At 50.7% G+C, this 13,711-nt stretch carries 24 protein-coding genes; 23 read left to right on the plus strand and 1 reads right to left on the minus strand.

All coding sequences use genetic code 11. The annotated features are described in order from the left end of the window. Window positions 1–37 precede the first annotated feature (37 nt). From fusA to bfr, 4 genes are all read left to right on the plus strand, one after another. On the plus strand, window positions 38–2,152 hold the full coding sequence (gene fusA / locus ACE3MN_RS02040) for an elongation factor G (protein ID WP_004115957.1): 2,115 nt from the start codon (window positions 38–40) through the stop codon (window positions 2,150–2,152). Window positions 2,153–2,222: 70 nt separating this feature from the next. Then, complete coding sequence (gene tuf, locus ACE3MN_RS02045; RefSeq protein ID WP_004097636.1) at window positions 2,223–3,407, plus strand: elongation factor Tu; 1,185 nt, start codon at window positions 2,223–2,225, stop codon at window positions 3,405–3,407. Between the two features lie 173 nt (window positions 3,408–3,580). Then, the gene (gene bfd / locus ACE3MN_RS02050; protein WP_004125913.1) at window positions 3,581–3,775 is read left to right on the plus strand and encodes a bacterioferritin-associated ferredoxin; all 195 of its coding nucleotides are present in this window, start codon (window positions 3,581–3,583) and stop codon (window positions 3,773–3,775) included. Between the two features lie 74 nt (window positions 3,776–3,849). Continuing rightward, window positions 3,850–4,326, plus strand: coding sequence for a bacterioferritin (gene bfr / locus ACE3MN_RS02055; RefSeq protein WP_004125910.1), 477 nt, complete (start codon window positions 3,850–3,852; stop codon window positions 4,324–4,326). Here bfr and ACE3MN_RS02060 read toward each other — a convergent pair. Next, window positions 4,310–4,786: a prepilin peptidase gene (locus tag ACE3MN_RS02060; protein ID WP_049131930.1), complete on the minus strand. Its 477-nt coding sequence runs from the start codon at window positions 4,784–4,786 to the stop codon at window positions 4,310–4,312. The two genes, bfr and ACE3MN_RS02060, sit on opposite strands and share 17 nt — an antisense overlap. Before the next feature lie 380 nt (window positions 4,787–5,166). Here ACE3MN_RS02060 and rpsJ point away from each other — a divergent pair, with 380 nt between their 5' ends. From rpsJ to rpsE, 19 genes are all read left to right on the plus strand, one after another. Beyond that, window positions 5,167–5,478 (plus strand): 30S ribosomal protein S10, encoded by a 312-nt coding sequence (rpsJ, locus tag ACE3MN_RS02065; protein WP_001181005.1) that lies wholly within the window; start codon window positions 5,167–5,169, stop codon window positions 5,476–5,478. A 32-nt stretch (window positions 5,479–5,510) separates the two neighbouring features. Beyond that, the gene (gene rplC, locus ACE3MN_RS02070; protein WP_004106354.1) at window positions 5,511–6,140 is read left to right on the plus strand and encodes a 50S ribosomal protein L3; all 630 of its coding nucleotides are present in this window, start codon (window positions 5,511–5,513) and stop codon (window positions 6,138–6,140) included. Window positions 6,141–6,150: 10 nt separating this feature from the next. Then, a complete protein-coding gene (rplD, locus tag ACE3MN_RS02075) occupies window positions 6,151–6,756 on the plus strand; it encodes a 50S ribosomal protein L4 (protein ID WP_003031119.1) in 606 nt (201 codons plus the stop codon). Beyond that, window positions 6,753–7,055 carry a 50S ribosomal protein L23 gene (gene rplW / locus ACE3MN_RS02080; protein ID WP_000617546.1) on the plus strand — a complete coding sequence of 101 codons (303 nt, stop codon included), beginning with the start codon at window positions 6,753–6,755 and terminating at the stop codon, window positions 7,053–7,055. The genes rplD and rplW overlap by 4 nt, the downstream gene beginning before the upstream one ends. 17 nt (window positions 7,056–7,072) lie before the next feature. Then, window positions 7,073–7,894 (plus strand): 50S ribosomal protein L2, encoded by an 822-nt coding sequence (gene rplB / locus ACE3MN_RS02085; protein ID WP_000301869.1) that lies wholly within the window; start codon window positions 7,073–7,075, stop codon window positions 7,892–7,894. A gap of 16 nt (window positions 7,895–7,910) precedes the next feature. Continuing rightward, on the plus strand, window positions 7,911–8,189 hold the full coding sequence (rpsS, locus tag ACE3MN_RS02090; RefSeq protein WP_001138115.1) for a 30S ribosomal protein S19: 279 nt from the start codon (window positions 7,911–7,913) through the stop codon (window positions 8,187–8,189). A gap of 14 nt (window positions 8,190–8,203) precedes the next feature. Further along, complete coding sequence (gene rplV, locus ACE3MN_RS02095; RefSeq protein ID WP_002919773.1) at window positions 8,204–8,536, plus strand: 50S ribosomal protein L22; 333 nt, start codon at window positions 8,204–8,206, stop codon at window positions 8,534–8,536. Window positions 8,537–8,553: 17 nt separating this feature from the next. Further along, a complete protein-coding gene (rpsC, locus tag ACE3MN_RS02100; protein WP_004106350.1) occupies window positions 8,554–9,252 on the plus strand; it encodes a 30S ribosomal protein S3 in 699 nt (232 codons plus the stop codon). A 12-nt stretch (window positions 9,253–9,264) separates the two neighbouring features. Next, window positions 9,265–9,675 carry a 50S ribosomal protein L16 gene (rplP, locus tag ACE3MN_RS02105; RefSeq protein WP_002919759.1) on the plus strand — a complete coding sequence of 137 codons (411 nt, stop codon included), beginning with the start codon at window positions 9,265–9,267 and terminating at the stop codon, window positions 9,673–9,675. Continuing rightward, the gene (gene rpmC / locus ACE3MN_RS02110; protein ID WP_002919754.1) at window positions 9,675–9,866 is read left to right on the plus strand and encodes a 50S ribosomal protein L29; all 192 of its coding nucleotides are present in this window, start codon (window positions 9,675–9,677) and stop codon (window positions 9,864–9,866) included. The genes rplP and rpmC overlap by 1 nt, the downstream gene beginning before the upstream one ends. Further along, a complete protein-coding gene (gene rpsQ / locus ACE3MN_RS02115) occupies window positions 9,866–10,120 on the plus strand; it encodes a 30S ribosomal protein S17 (RefSeq protein WP_004106347.1) in 255 nt (84 codons plus the stop codon). The genes rpmC and rpsQ overlap by 1 nt, the downstream gene beginning before the upstream one ends. A 165-nt stretch (window positions 10,121–10,285) precedes the next feature. Further along, window positions 10,286–10,657 carry a 50S ribosomal protein L14 gene (gene rplN / locus ACE3MN_RS02120; RefSeq protein WP_000613954.1) on the plus strand — a complete coding sequence of 124 codons (372 nt, stop codon included), beginning with the start codon at window positions 10,286–10,288 and terminating at the stop codon, window positions 10,655–10,657. Window positions 10,658–10,667: 10 nt separating this feature from the next. Next, complete coding sequence (rplX, locus tag ACE3MN_RS02125) at window positions 10,668–10,982, plus strand: 50S ribosomal protein L24 (protein WP_004106345.1); 315 nt, start codon at window positions 10,668–10,670, stop codon at window positions 10,980–10,982. Between the two features lie 14 nt (window positions 10,983–10,996). Continuing rightward, on the plus strand, window positions 10,997–11,536 hold the full coding sequence (rplE, locus tag ACE3MN_RS02130) for a 50S ribosomal protein L5 (protein ID WP_001096202.1): 540 nt from the start codon (window positions 10,997–10,999) through the stop codon (window positions 11,534–11,536). Window positions 11,537–11,550: 14 nt separating this feature from the next. Then, entirely contained in the window at window positions 11,551–11,856 is a 306-nt protein-coding gene (rpsN, locus tag ACE3MN_RS02135; RefSeq protein WP_002919667.1) for a 30S ribosomal protein S14, read from the plus strand. A 33-nt stretch (window positions 11,857–11,889) separates the two neighbouring features. Beyond that, a complete protein-coding gene (gene rpsH / locus ACE3MN_RS02140) occupies window positions 11,890–12,282 on the plus strand; it encodes a 30S ribosomal protein S8 (protein WP_004106343.1) in 393 nt (130 codons plus the stop codon). Window positions 12,283–12,294: 12 nt separating this feature from the next. Beyond that, window positions 12,295–12,828, plus strand: coding sequence for a 50S ribosomal protein L6 (gene rplF / locus ACE3MN_RS02145; RefSeq protein WP_004106341.1), 534 nt, complete (start codon window positions 12,295–12,297; stop codon window positions 12,826–12,828). A 9-nt stretch (window positions 12,829–12,837) separates the two neighbouring features. Beyond that, window positions 12,838–13,191: a 50S ribosomal protein L18 gene (gene rplR, locus ACE3MN_RS02150; RefSeq protein ID WP_000358960.1), complete on the plus strand. Its 354-nt coding sequence runs from the start codon at window positions 12,838–12,840 to the stop codon at window positions 13,189–13,191. 14 nt (window positions 13,192–13,205) lie between these two features. Then, window positions 13,206–13,709 carry a 30S ribosomal protein S5 gene (rpsE, locus tag ACE3MN_RS02155; protein WP_004106339.1) on the plus strand — a complete coding sequence of 168 codons (504 nt, stop codon included), beginning with the start codon at window positions 13,206–13,208 and terminating at the stop codon, window positions 13,707–13,709. The last annotated feature ends 2 nt before the right edge of the window (window positions 13,710–13,711 follow it).

Here is a 13,711-nt window from a genome sequence, read left to right on the forward strand (position 1 = left end):
ACTTAACTGAACGCCTAAAGAAATAACGAGGAATCAAATGGCTCGTACAACACCCATCGCACGCTACCGTAACATCGGTATCAGTGCGCACATCGACGCCGGTAAAACTACTACTACCGAACGTATTCTGTTCTACACCGGTGTAAACCACAAAATCGGTGAAGTTCATGACGGCGCTGCCACCATGGACTGGATGGAACAGGAGCAGGAGCGTGGTATTACTATCACCTCCGCAGCGACTACTGCATTCTGGTCAGGTATGGCTAAGCAGTATGAACCGCATCGCGTAAACATCATCGACACCCCGGGGCACGTTGACTTCACTATCGAAGTAGAACGTTCCATGCGTGTGCTTGATGGTGCAGTAATGGTTTACTGCGCAGTTGGTGGTGTTCAGCCTCAGTCTGAAACCGTATGGCGTCAGGCAAACAAATATAAAGTTCCGCGCATTGCGTTCGTTAACAAAATGGACCGTATGGGTGCGAACTTCCTGAAAGTTGTTGGTCAGATCAAAACCCGTCTGGGCGCGAACCCTGTTCCGCTGCAGCTGGCGATTGGCGCTGAAGAAGCGTTCACCGGTGTTGTTGACCTGGTGAAAATGAAAGCCATCAACTGGAACGAAGAAGATGCAGGTGTAACCTTCACTTACGAAGATATCCCGGCAGACATGCAGGAACTGGCCGAAGAATGGCACCAGAACCTGATCGAGTCCGCTGCTGAAGCTTCTGAAGAGCTGATGGAGAAATACCTGGGTGGTGAAGAACTGACTGAAGAAGAGATTAAAACTGCTCTGCGTCAGCGCGTTCTGAACAACGAAATCATCCTGGTAACCTGTGGTTCTGCGTTCAAGAACAAAGGTGTTCAGGCGATGCTGGATGCGGTAGTTGACTACCTGCCATCCCCGGTTGACGTACCTGCGATCAACGGTATCCTGGACGACGGTAAAGATACTCCGGCTGAGCGTCACGCTAGCGATGATGAGCCGTTTGCTGCTCTGGCATTCAAAATCGCTACCGACCCGTTCGTGGGTAACCTGACCTTCTTCCGCGTGTACTCCGGTGTGGTTAACTCTGGTGATACCATCCTGAACTCCGTGAAAGCTGCACGTGAGCGTTTCGGTCGTATCGTACAGATGCACGCTAACAAACGTGAAGAGATCAAAGAAGTTCGCGCGGGCGATATCGCTGCTGCTATCGGTCTGAAAGACGTAACTACGGGTGACACTCTGTGCGATCCTAATGCGCCGATCATTCTGGAGCGTATGGAATTCCCTGAGCCGGTAATCTCTATCGCTGTTGAACCGAAAACCAAAGCTGACCAGGAAAAAATGGGTCTGGCTCTGGGCCGTCTGGCTAAAGAAGACCCGTCTTTCCGCGTATGGACTGACGAAGAATCTAACCAGACTATCATCGCCGGTATGGGTGAGCTGCACCTCGACATCATCGTTGACCGTATGAAGCGTGAATTCAACGTTGAAGCGAACGTCGGTAAACCTCAGGTTGCTTACCGTGAAGCGATTCGCGCGAAAGTTACCGATATCGAAGGTAAACACGCTAAACAGTCTGGTGGTCGCGGTCAGTATGGTCACGTCGTTATCGACATGTACCCGCTGGAGCCGGGCTCTAACCCGAAAGGTTATGAGTTCATCAACGACATCAAAGGTGGTGTAATTCCTGGCGAATACATCCCGGCCGTTGATAAAGGCATCCAGGAGCAGCTGAAAGCGGGTCCTCTGGCTGGTTACCCGGTAGTTGATCTGGGCGTGCGTCTGCACTTCGGTTCTTACCACGACGTTGACTCCTCTGAACTGGCGTTTAAACTGGCCGCTTCTATTGCCTTTAAAGATGGCTTTAAGAAAGCGAAACCAGTTCTGCTTGAGCCGATCATGAAGGTTGAAGTAGAAACTCCGGAAGAGAACACTGGTGACGTTATCGGTGACCTTAGCCGTCGTCGCGGTATGCTGCGCGGTCAGGAATCCAACGTGACTGGCGTTGTGATCCACGCTGAAGTTCCGCTGTCTGAAATGTTCGGATATGCAACTCAGCTGCGTTCTCTGACCAAAGGTCGTGCTTCTTACTCCATGGAGTTCCTGAAGTATGATGATGCGCCGAACAACGTTGCTCAGGCCGTAATCGAAGCCCGTGGTAAATAAGCCGCAGGGTTAAAACCAAAGTCCCGTGCTCTCTCCAGAAGGGGAGAGCACTATAGTAAGGAATATAGCCGTGTCTAAAGAAAAATTTGAACGTACAAAACCGCACGTCAACGTCGGTACTATCGGCCACGTTGACCATGGTAAAACTACTCTGACCGCTGCAATCACTACCGTTCTGGCTAAAACCTACGGTGGTTCTGCTCGTGCATTCGACCAGATCGATAACGCGCCGGAAGAAAAAGCTCGTGGTATCACCATCAACACCTCTCACGTTGAATATGACACCCCGACTCGCCACTACGCGCACGTAGACTGCCCGGGCCACGCCGACTATGTTAAAAACATGATCACCGGTGCTGCGCAGATGGACGGCGCGATCCTGGTTGTTGCTGCGACTGACGGCCCGATGCCGCAGACTCGTGAGCACATCCTGCTGGGTCGTCAGGTAGGCGTTCCGTACATCATCGTGTTCCTGAACAAATGCGACATGGTTGATGACGAAGAGCTGCTGGAACTGGTTGAAATGGAAGTTCGTGAACTTCTGTCTCAGTACGATTTCCCGGGCGACGACACCCCGATCGTTCGTGGTTCCGCTCTGAAAGCGCTGGAAGGCGACGCAGACTGGGAAGCGAAAATCATCGAACTGGCTGGCTACCTGGATTCTTACATCCCGGAACCAGAGCGTGCGATTGACAAGCCGTTCCTGCTGCCGATCGAAGACGTATTCTCCATCTCCGGTCGTGGTACCGTTGTTACCGGTCGTGTAGAGCGCGGTATCATCAAAGTTGGCGAAGAAGTTGAAATCGTTGGTATCAAAGAGACTGCGAAGTCTACCTGTACTGGCGTTGAAATGTTCCGCAAACTGCTGGACGAAGGCCGTGCTGGTGAGAACGTTGGTGTTCTGCTGCGTGGTATCAAACGTGAAGAAATCGAACGTGGTCAGGTACTGGCTAAGCCGGGTTCCATCAAGCCGCACACCAAGTTCGAATCTGAAGTGTACATTCTGTCCAAAGACGAAGGCGGCCGTCATACTCCGTTCTTCAAAGGCTACCGTCCGCAGTTCTACTTCCGTACAACTGACGTGACTGGCACCATCGAACTGCCGGAAGGCGTAGAGATGGTCATGCCGGGCGACAACATCAAAATGGTTGTTACCCTGATCCACCCGATCGCGATGGACGACGGTCTGCGTTTCGCAATCCGTGAAGGCGGCCGTACCGTTGGCGCGGGCGTTGTTGCTAAAGTTCTGGGCTAATAATTAGTTCTGAATTAAAAAGGGCGCTAAGGCGCCCTTTTTGCTGTCTGCTATATGTGAGCTGCAGCACGATGACCGGCAGCAAATAGAGTAAATGTTTATTTAATAGACAGGCTATTGTAATCATAACTATTCTCATTTACACTTTGTTTGTAAGTTGAACGGGAGTATATATGTACGTTTGTCTGTGTAATGGTGTGAACGATAAAAAAATTCGTCAGGCTGTGCGCCAATTCAATCCTCAGTCTTTTCAACAACTGCGAAAATTTATTCCCGTTGGAAATCAATGCGGTAAGTGCGTCCGTGCGGCGCGCGAGATTATGGAAGATGAATTAACCCGCATGCCGGAATATCAAGAGATCGCCTGAAGCCCCTCAGCTTTACTTTGACATCCCTATAGCTCGAACTACGCTTCAATAAGTGGAAGCGGAGGGACTATATAATGAAAGGTGATGTCAAAATCATAAGTTATCTCAATAAATTATTGGGAAATGAGCTTGTCGCAATTAATCAATACTTTCTCCATGCGAGAATGTTCAAGAACTGGGGCCTGATGCGCCTCAATGATGTCGAATACCACGAATCTATCGATGAAATGAAGCATGCCGATAAGTATATTGAGCGCATTTTGTTTCTCGAAGGGATCCCGAACCTGCAGGATCTCGGCAAACTCCGCATCGGAGAAGACGTCGAGGAGATGCTGCAATCTGACCTAAGGCTGGAGCTGGAAGGGGCGAAGGATCTACGCGAGGCCATTGCCTATGCCGACAGCGTCCATGACTACGTCAGCCGTGATATGTTAATCACTATCCTCGCAGATGAAGAAGGCCATATCGATTGGCTGGAAACCGAATTGGACCTGATAGGCAAAATTGGTTTGCAGAATTATCTTCAGTCGCAGATTAAAGTGGCTGACTGATAAACGTCTGCCATCCACAGAACACACCCGCTGTGGCCAGGAAAGGGCCAAAAGGCAGCGGGTGGTGTAGCATCTGCCTTGTTCTCGTGCACAAAATCAGCGCCGTTACGGCCGCGCAGGCCAGAATAGCTGCGATGAGAACCAGCTGCGGTAAAACTTCCCACCCATGCCATGCCCCAAGCGCGGCGAGAAATTTAATATCGCCGTAGCCGATGCCTTCCCGCCTGCGTATTCCCCTGTAGAGCCAATAGATCAAGCCAAAGGCCAGATAGCCGCCTATCGCGCCCCAGACGGCATGTACCAGATTGGCCGGCGACAGACAGAGATAATAAAGCAACCCACTCCACAGCAGAGGGCAGGTAAATTTATCGGGTAGCAAGCCATAGCGCAGATCGTGCCAACAAAGCGTGAGTAATAGCCCGCCATGGATAATAAAGAATGCAAAGGTCGCTATTGTCATCGATTGTTCCCGCGTTTTGGCCTTAGTGACCGAGTGTGGTGCTGGAACGGGGTTTCTGGCAAAAGGCAATAAACAGGAGTGGACTTCCTAATCCAGAGTATTTGCTGGCCTTTCATGGTATTGCAGTAAACGTGGGTGCGTGCTCCCGGAAACAGGTGATGATTTTGTACGCAGCCCTTGCGTTGTATCTGAATTTGCGTATAATGCGCGGGCCTGTCAAAGTTGACGGCCGGTTCGATATGAACCCCGGTAGTAGCAACACGCTACCAAACAATGTTCCCAATTGGGGAACTATGTAAGAACGGTTACACTCTCCCATCAATCGTAATGGGTATGAGGAGTAACCATTTCGTCTATAAAATAATTGGAGCTCTGGTCTCATGCAGAACCAAAGAATCCGTATCCGCCTTAAAGCGTTTGATCATCGTCTGATCGATCAATCAACCGCGGAAATCGTCGAGACTGCTAAGCGCACTGGTGCGCAAGTCCGTGGTCCGATCCCGCTGCCGACCCGCAAAGAGCGCTTTACCGTTCTGATTTCTCCGCACGTCAACAAAGATGCGCGCGATCAGTACGAAATCCGCACTCATAAGCGTCTGGTTGACATCGTTGAGCCAACTGAAAAAACCGTTGATGCTCTGATGCGTCTGGATCTGGCTGCCGGTGTAGACGTGCAGATCAGCCTGGGTTAATCAGGTCATCGAGCGATTGAGAGGTTGAAACAATGATTGGTTTAGTCGGTAAAAAAGTGGGCATGACCCGCATCTTCACTGAAGATGGCGTATCTATCCCAGTAACCGTAATCGAAGTTGAAGCAAACCGCGTTACTCAGGTTAAAGATCTGGCTAACGATGGCTACCGTGCCGTTCAGGTTACCACTGGTGCTAAAAAAGCTAACCGTGTAACTAAACCGGAAGCGGGTCACTTCGCTAAAGCTGGCGTTGAAGCTGGCCGTGGTCTGTGGGAATTCCGTCTGGCTGACGGCGAAGAATTCACCGTAGGTCAGGACATTAGCGTTGAACTGTTTGCTGACGTTAAAAAAGTTGACGTAACCGGTACCTCTAAAGGTAAAGGTTTTGCTGGTACCGTTAAGCGCTGGAACTTCCGTACCCAGGACGCTACTCACGGTAACTCCTTGTCCCACCGCGTACCGGGTTCTATCGGTCAGAACCAGACTCCGGGCAAAGTGTTCAAAGGCAAGAAAATGGCAGGTCAGCTGGGTAACGAACGTGTCACCGTTCAGAGCCTGGACGTAGTACGTGTTGACGCTGAGCGCAACCTGCTGCTGGTTAAAGGCGCGGTCCCGGGTGCAACCGGTAGCGACCTGATCGTTAAACCAGCTGTGAAGGCGTAAGGGGATAGCAATGGAATTAGTATTGAAAGACGCGCAGAGCGCGCTGACTGTTTCCGAAACTACCTTCGGTCGTGATTTCAACGAAGCGCTGGTTCACCAGGTTGTAGTTGCTTATGCAGCTGGTGCTCGTCAGGGTACTCGTGCTCAGAAGACTCGTGCTGAAGTAACTGGTTCAGGCAAAAAGCCGTGGCGCCAGAAAGGTACCGGCCGTGCGCGTTCAGGTTCTATCAAGAGCCCGATCTGGCGTTCAGGTGGCGTGACCTTCGCTGCGCGTCCGCAGGACCACAGTCAAAAAGTTAACAAAAAGATGTACCGCGGCGCGCTGAAAAGCATTCTGTCCGAACTGGTACGTCAGGATCGTCTGATCGTTGTCGAATCATTCTCTGTTGAAGCGCCTAAAACTAAGCTGCTGGCACAGAAACTGAAAGACATGGCTCTGGAAGATGTGCTGATCATCACCGGTGAGCTGGACGAGAACCTGTTCCTTGCTGCGCGCAACCTGCATAAGGTTGACGTACGTGATGCAACTGGTATCGACCCGGTTAGCCTGATCGCCTTCGACAAAGTCGTAATGACTGCTGATGCTGTTAAGCAAGTTGAGGAGATGCTGGCATGATTCGTGAAGAACGTCTGCTGAAGGTGCTGCGTGCACCGCACGTTTCTGAAAAAGCGTCTACTGCGATGGAAAAAACCAATACCATCGTTCTCAAAGTTGCTAAAGACGCGACCAAAGCAGAAATCAAAGCTGCTGTGCAGAAACTGTTTGAAGTCGAAGTCGAAGTCGTTAACACCCTGGTTGTTAAAGGGAAAGTTAAACGTCACGGACAGCGTATCGGTCGTCGTAGCGACTGGAAAAAAGCTTACGTCACCCTGAAGGAAGGCCAGAATCTGGACTTCGTCGGCGGCGCTGAGTAAGTCGGAGGAGTAATACAATGGCAGTTGTTAAATGTAAACCGACATCTCCGGGTCGTCGCCACGTTGTTAAAGTGGTCAACCCAGAGCTGCACAAGGGCAAACCTTTTGCTCCGCTGGTTGAAAAAAACAGCAAATCCGGTGGTCGTAACAACAATGGCCGTATCACCACCCGTCATATCGGTGGTGGTCACAAACAGGCCTACCGTATTGTTGACTTCAAACGCAACAAAGATGGTATCCCGGCAGTTGTTGAACGTCTTGAGTACGATCCGAACCGCTCCGCGAACATCGCGCTGGTTCTGTACAAAGACGGTGAGCGCCGTTACATCCTGGCCCCTAAAGGCCTGAAAGCTGGCGACCAGATTCAGTCTGGCGTTGATGCTGCAATCAAAGCAGGCAACACCCTGCCGATGCGCAATATCCCGGTTGGTTCTACCGTTCATAACGTAGAAATGAAACCAGGTAAAGGCGGTCAGCTGGCGCGTTCCGCTGGTACTTACGTTCAGATCGTTGCTCGCGATGGTGCTTATGTCACCCTGCGTCTGCGTTCTGGTGAAATGCGTAAAGTCGAAGCAGATTGCCGCGCTACTCTGGGCGAAGTTGGCAATGCTGAGCATATGCTGCGCGTTCTGGGTAAAGCAGGTGCTGCACGCTGGCGTGGTGTTCGTCCTACCGTTCGCGGTACTGCGATGAACCCAGTCGACCACCCACATGGTGGTGGTGAAGGTCGTAACTTTGGTAAGCACCCGGTAACTCCGTGGGGCGTTCAGACCAAAGGTAAGAAGACCCGCAGCAACAAGCGTACTGATAAATTCATCGTACGTCGCCGTAGCAAATAATTTTAGAGGATAAGCCATGCCACGTTCTCTCAAGAAAGGTCCTTTTATTGACCTGCACTTGCTGAAGAAGGTAGAGAAAGCGGTGGAAAGCGGAGACAAGAAGCCCCTGCGCACTTGGTCCCGTCGTTCAACGATCTTTCCTAACATGATCGGTTTGACCATCGCTGTCCATAATGGTCGTCAGCACGTTCCAGTTTTTGTTTCCGACGAAATGGTTGGTCACAAACTGGGTGAATTCGCACCGACTCGTACTTATCGCGGCCATGCTGCTGATAAAAAAGCGAAGAAGAAATAAGGTAGGAGGAAGAGATGGAAACTTTAGCTCAACATCGCCATGCTCGTTCTTCTGCTCAGAAGGTTCGCCTTGTTGCTGACCTGATTCGCGGTAAGAAAGTGTCGCAGGCCCTGGATATTCTGACCTACACCAATAAGAAAGCTGCTGTACTGGTCAAGAAGGTACTGGAATCTGCCATTGCTAACGCTGAACACAACGATGGCGCTGACATTGATGATCTGAAAGTTGCGAAAATTTTCGTAGACGAAGGCCCGAGCATGAAGCGCATTATGCCGCGTGCTAAAGGTCGTGCAGATCGCATCCTGAAGCGCACCAGCCACATTACTGTGGTTGTGTCCGATCGCTGAGACTCTGGAGACTAGCAATGGGTCAGAAAGTACATCCTAATGGTATTCGCCTGGGTATTGTAAAACCATGGAACTCAACCTGGTTTGCGAACACCAAAGAATTCGCTGACAACCTGGACAGCGATTTTAAAGTACGTCAGTACCTGACTAAGGAACTGGCGAAAGCGTCTGTATCTCGTATCGTTATCGAGCGTCCGGCTAAAAGCATTCGTGTGACCATTCACACTGCTCGCCCGGGTATCGTTATCGGTAAGAAAGGCGAAGACGTAGAAAAACTGCGCAAGGTCGTCGCGGATCTCGCTGGCGTGCCTGCACAGATCAATATTGCCGAAGTTCGTAAGCCTGAACTGGACGCTAAATTGGTTGCTGACAGCATCACTTCTCAGCTGGAACGTCGCGTTATGTTCCGTCGTGCTATGAAGCGTGCTGTACAGAACGCAATGCGTCTGGGCGCTAAAGGTATCAAAGTTGAAGTTAGCGGCCGTCTGGGCGGCGCGGAAATCGCACGTACCGAATGGTACCGTGAAGGTCGCGTACCGCTGCACACTCTGCGTGCTGACATCGACTACAACACCTCTGAAGCGCACACCACTTACGGTGTAATCGGCGTTAAGGTATGGATCTTCAAAGGTGAGATCCTGGGTGGTATGGCTGCTGTTGAACAACCGGAACCGGCTGCTCAACCTAAAAAGCAGCAGCGTAAAGGCCGTAAATAAGGAGCGTCGCTGATGTTACAACCAAAGCGTACAAAATTCCGTAAAGTGCATAAAGGCCGCAACCGTGGTCTGGCGCAGGGTACGGATGTTAGCTTCGGCACTTTCGGTCTGAAAGCTGTTGGCCGTGGTCGTCTGACTGCACGTCAGATCGAAGCAGCACGTCGTGCTATGACCCGTGCAGTTAAGCGTCAAGGTAAGATCTGGATCCGTGTATTCCCGGACAAACCGATCACCGAGAAGCCGCTGGAAGTTCGTATGGGTAAAGGTAAAGGTAACGTGGAGTACTGGGTTGCCTTGATTCAGCCGGGTAAAGTCCTTTATGAAATGGACGGCGTACCGGAAGAGCTGGCCCGTGAAGCATTCGGCCTGGCAGCAGCGAAACTGCCGATCAAAACCACCTTTGTAACTAAGACGGTGATGTAATGAAAGCAAAAGAGCTGCGTGAAAAAAGCGTTGAAGAGCTGAACGCTGAGCTGCTGAACCTGCTGCGTGAGCAGTTCAACCTGCGTATGCAGGCTGCAAGTGGCCAGCTGCAACAGACTCATCTGCTGAAGCAAGTGCGTCGTGATGTTGCACGCGTTAAGACTTTACTGACTCAGAAGGCGGGTGCGTAATGACCGATAAAATCCGTACTCTGCAAGGTCGCGTGGTTAGCGACAAAATGGAGAAATCCATTGTTGTTGCTATCGAACGTATGGTGAAACACCCGGTATACGGCAAATTCATCAAGCGTACGACCAAACTGCACGTACATGACGAGAACAACGAATGCGGTATCGGTGACGTGGTTGAAATCCGCGAATGCCGTCCGCTGTCCAAGACTAAGTCCTGGACGCTGGTTCGCGTTGTAGAGAAAGCGGTTCTGTAATACAGTACGCATTCTCGATACGGATAAACGGCTCAGCGATGAGCCGTTTATTTTTTCTACCCATATCTGATTTGCGGTGTTATAATGCCGCGCCCTCGATATGGGGCTTTTTTAACGACCCTATTTTTGGGTCTCAGTAGTAGTTGACATTAGCGGAGCACTAAAATGATCCAAGAACAGACTATGCTGAACGTCGCCGACAACTCCGGTGCACGTCGCGTAATGTGTATCAAGGTTCTGGGTGGCTCGCACCGTCGCTACGCAGGCGTAGGCGACATCATCAAGATCACCATCAAGGAAGCAATTCCGCGTGGTAAGGTCAAAAAAGGTGATGTGCTGAAGGCGGTAGTGGTGCGCACCAAGAAGGGTGTTCGTCGCCCGGACGGTTCTGTCATTCGCTTCGATGGTAATGCATGCGTTATTTTAAACAATAACAGCGAGCAGCCCATCGGTACGCGTATTTTTGGGCCGGTAACTCGTGAACTTCGTAACGAGAAGTTCATGAAAATTATCTCTCTGGCCCCAGAAGTACTCTAAGGAGCGAATCATGGCAGCGAAAATCCGTCGTGATGACGAAGTTATCGTGTTAACCGGTAAAGATAAAGGTAAACGCGGTAAAGTTAAGAATGTCTTGTCTTCCGGCAAGCTCATTGTTGAAGGTATCAACCTGGTTAAGAAACACCAGAAGCCGGTTCCGGCTCTGAACCAACCAGGCGGCATCGTTGAAAAAGAAGCTGCTATTCAGGTTTCTAACGTTGCGATCTTCAATGCGGCAACCGGCAAGGCTGACCGTGTAGGCTTTAGATTCGAAGACGGCAAAAAAGTCCGTTTCTTCAAATCTAATAGCGAAACTATCAAGTAATTTGGAGTAGTACGATGGCGAAACTGCATGATTACTACAAAGACGAAGTAGTTAAAAAACTCATGACTGAGTTTAACTACAATTCTGTCATGCAAGTCCCTCGGGTCGAGAAGATCACCCTGAACATGGGTGTTGGTGAAGCGATCGCTGACAAGAAACTGCTGGATAACGCAGCAGCCGATCTGACAGCAATCTCCGGTCAAAAACCGCTGATCACCAAAGCACGCAAATCAGTTGCAGGCTTCAAAATCCGTCAGGGCTATCCGATCGGCTGTAAAGTAACTCTGCGTGGCGAACGCATGTGGGAGTTCTTTGAGCGCCTGATCACTATTGCTGTACCGCGTATCCGTGACTTCCGTGGCTTGTCCGCTAAGTCTTTCGACGGTCGTGGCAACTACAGCATGGGTGTCCGTGAGCAGATCATCTTCCCAGAAATCGACTACGATAAAGTCGACCGCGTTCGTGGTTTGGATATTACCATTACCACTACTGCGAAATCTGATGAAGAAGGCCGCGCTCTGCTGGCTGCCTTTGACTTCCCGTTCCGCAAGTAAGGTAGGGTTACTTAATGGCTAAGCAATCAATGAAAGCACGCGAAGTAAAGCGCGTGGCTTTAGCTGATAAATTCTTCGCTAAACGCGCTGAACTGAAAGCTATCATCTCTGATGTGAACGCAACCGACGAAGATCGTTGGAACGCTGTTCTCAAGCTGCAGACTCTGCCGCGTGATTCCAGCCCGTCTCGTCAGCGTAATCGCTGCCGTCAAACAGGTCGTCCGCATGGTTTCCTGCGGAAGTTCGGGTTGAGCCGTATCAAGGTCCGTGAAGCCGCAATGCGCGGTGAAATCCCGGGTCTGAAAAAGGCTAGCTGGTAATTGTCACCAATTGAATCACGGGAGTAAAGACAGATGAGCATGCAAGATCCGATCGCGGATATGCTGACCCGTATCCGTAACGGTCAGGCCGCGAATAAAGCTGCGGTCACCATGCCTTCCTCCAAGCTGAAAGTGGCAATTGCCAACGTGCTGAAGGAAGAAGGCTTTATTGAAGATTTTAAAGTTGAAGGCGACATCAAGCCGGAACTGGAACTGACTCTTAAGTATTTCCAGGGTAAAGCTGTTGTAGAAAGCATTCAGCGTGTCAGCCGCCCAGGTCTGCGCATCTACAAACGTAAAGATGAGCTGCCGAAAGTTATGGCGGGTCTGGGTATCGCGGTTATTTCTACCTCTAAAGGTGTTATGACCGATCGTGCAGCGCGCCAGGCTGGTCTTGGTGGCGAAATTATCTGCTACGTAGCCTAATCGGAGGAAAAAATGTCTCGTGTTGCTAAAGCACCGGTCGTTGTTCCTGCCGGCGTTGATGTAAAAATCAACGGTCAGGTTATTACGATCAAAGGTAAAAACGGCGAGCTGACTCGTACCCTCAACAATGCTGTTGAAGTTAAACATGCAGATAATGCTCTGACCTTCGGTCCGCGTGATGGTTTCGTGGATGGATGGGCTCAGGCTGGTACCGCGCGTGCCCTGCTGAACTCAATGGTTGTTGGTGTTACCGAAGGCTTCACTAAAAAGCTTCAGCTGGTTGGTGTAGGTTATCGTGCAGCGGTCAAAGGGGATGTAGTAAACCTGGCTTTAGGTTTCTCTCATCCTGTTGAGCATAAACTGCCGGCCGGTATCACTGCAGAATGTCCGACTCAAACTGAAATCGTGCTGAAAGGCGCTGATAAGCAGGTGATCGGTCAGGTTGCAGCAGATCTGCGCGCCTACCGTCGTCCTGAGCCTTATAAAGGCAAGGGTGTTCGTTACGCCGACGAAGTCGTGCGTACCAAAGAGGCTAAGAAGAAGTAAGGTAACACTATGGATAAGAAATCTGCTCGTATCCGTCGTGCGACCCGCGCACGCCGCAAGCTCCAGGAGCTGGGTGCAACTCGCCTGGTGGTACATCGTACCCCGCGTCATATTTACGCACAGGTAATTGCACCGAACGGTTCTGAAGTTCTGGTAGCTGCTTCTACTGTAGAAAAAGCTATCGCTGAACAACTGAAGTACACCGGTAACAAAGACGCGGCAGCAGCTGTGGGTAAAGCTGTTGCTGAACGCGCTCTGGAAAAAGGCATCAAAGATGTTTCCTTTGACCGTTCCGGGTTCCAATATCATGGTCGTGTCCAGGCACTGGCAGATGCTGCCCGTGAAGCTGGCCTTCAGTTCTAAGGTAGAGGTGTAAGATGGCTCACATCGAAAAACAAGCTGGCGAACTGCAGGAAAAGCTGATCGCGGTTAACCGCGTATCTAAAACCGTTAAAGGTGGTCGTATTTTCTCCTTCACAGCTCTGACTGTAGTTGGTGACGGTAACGGTCGCGTTGGTTTTGGTTACGGTAAAGCGCGTGAAGTTCCAGCAGCGATCCAGAAAGCGATGGAAAAAGCCCGTCGCAATATGATTAATGTCGCGCTGAACCACGGCACCCTGCAACACCCGGTTAAAGGTGTTCACACGGGTTCTCGTGTATTCATGCAGCCAGCTTCCGAAGGTACCGGTATCATTGCCGGTGGTGCAATGCGCGCCGTTCTGGAAGTTGCTGGAGTTCATAACGTTCTGGCCAAAGCATATGGTTCCACCAACCCGATCAACGTGGTTCGTGCAACTATTGATGGCCTGGAAAATATGAATTCTCCAGAAATGGTCGCTGCCAAGCGTGGTAAATCCGTTGAAGAAATTCTGGGGAAATAAAC

The organism is Klebsiella grimontii, from assembly GCF_042137965.1.
Taxonomy (GTDB): domain Bacteria; phylum Pseudomonadota; class Gammaproteobacteria; order Enterobacterales; family Enterobacteriaceae; genus Klebsiella; species Klebsiella grimontii.

Excerpts from the sequence above, each read along its gene's own strand:
- fusA (WP_004115957.1), top strand. The coding sequence starts at position 38 with ATGGCTCGTACAACACCCATCGCACGCTACCGTAACATCGGTATCAGT.
- bfd (WP_004125913.1), top strand. The coding sequence starts at position 3,581 with ATGTACGTTTGTCTGTGTAATGGTGTGAACGATAAAAAAATTCGTCAG.
- bfr (WP_004125910.1), top strand. The coding sequence starts at position 3,850 with ATGAAAGGTGATGTCAAAATCATAAGTTATCTCAATAAATTATTGGGA.
- ACE3MN_RS02060 (WP_049131930.1), bottom strand. The coding sequence starts at position 4,786 with ATGACAATAGCGACCTTTGCATTCTTTATTATCCATGGCGGGCTATTA.
- rpsJ (WP_001181005.1), top strand. The coding sequence starts at position 5,167 with ATGCAGAACCAAAGAATCCGTATCCGCCTTAAAGCGTTTGATCATCGT.
- rplC (WP_004106354.1), top strand. The coding sequence starts at position 5,511 with ATGATTGGTTTAGTCGGTAAAAAAGTGGGCATGACCCGCATCTTCACT.
- rplD (WP_003031119.1), top strand. The coding sequence starts at position 6,151 with ATGGAATTAGTATTGAAAGACGCGCAGAGCGCGCTGACTGTTTCCGAA.
- rplW (WP_000617546.1), top strand. The coding sequence starts at position 6,753 with ATGATTCGTGAAGAACGTCTGCTGAAGGTGCTGCGTGCACCGCACGTT.
- rplB (WP_000301869.1), top strand. The coding sequence starts at position 7,073 with ATGGCAGTTGTTAAATGTAAACCGACATCTCCGGGTCGTCGCCACGTT.
- rpsS (WP_001138115.1), top strand. The coding sequence starts at position 7,911 with ATGCCACGTTCTCTCAAGAAAGGTCCTTTTATTGACCTGCACTTGCTG.
- rplV (WP_002919773.1), top strand. The coding sequence starts at position 8,204 with ATGGAAACTTTAGCTCAACATCGCCATGCTCGTTCTTCTGCTCAGAAG.
- rpsC (WP_004106350.1), top strand. The coding sequence starts at position 8,554 with ATGGGTCAGAAAGTACATCCTAATGGTATTCGCCTGGGTATTGTAAAA.
- rplP (WP_002919759.1), top strand. The coding sequence starts at position 9,265 with ATGTTACAACCAAAGCGTACAAAATTCCGTAAAGTGCATAAAGGCCGC.
- rpmC (WP_002919754.1), top strand. The coding sequence starts at position 9,675 with ATGAAAGCAAAAGAGCTGCGTGAAAAAAGCGTTGAAGAGCTGAACGCT.
- rpsQ (WP_004106347.1), top strand. The coding sequence starts at position 9,866 with ATGACCGATAAAATCCGTACTCTGCAAGGTCGCGTGGTTAGCGACAAA.
- rplN (WP_000613954.1), top strand. The coding sequence starts at position 10,286 with ATGATCCAAGAACAGACTATGCTGAACGTCGCCGACAACTCCGGTGCA.
- rplX (WP_004106345.1), top strand. The coding sequence starts at position 10,668 with ATGGCAGCGAAAATCCGTCGTGATGACGAAGTTATCGTGTTAACCGGT.
- rplE (WP_001096202.1), top strand. The coding sequence starts at position 10,997 with ATGGCGAAACTGCATGATTACTACAAAGACGAAGTAGTTAAAAAACTC.
- rpsN (WP_002919667.1), top strand. The coding sequence starts at position 11,551 with ATGGCTAAGCAATCAATGAAAGCACGCGAAGTAAAGCGCGTGGCTTTA.
- rpsH (WP_004106343.1), top strand. The coding sequence starts at position 11,890 with ATGAGCATGCAAGATCCGATCGCGGATATGCTGACCCGTATCCGTAAC.
- rplF (WP_004106341.1), top strand. The coding sequence starts at position 12,295 with ATGTCTCGTGTTGCTAAAGCACCGGTCGTTGTTCCTGCCGGCGTTGAT.
- rplR (WP_000358960.1), top strand. The coding sequence starts at position 12,838 with ATGGATAAGAAATCTGCTCGTATCCGTCGTGCGACCCGCGCACGCCGC.
- rpsE (WP_004106339.1), top strand. The coding sequence starts at position 13,206 with ATGGCTCACATCGAAAAACAAGCTGGCGAACTGCAGGAAAAGCTGATC.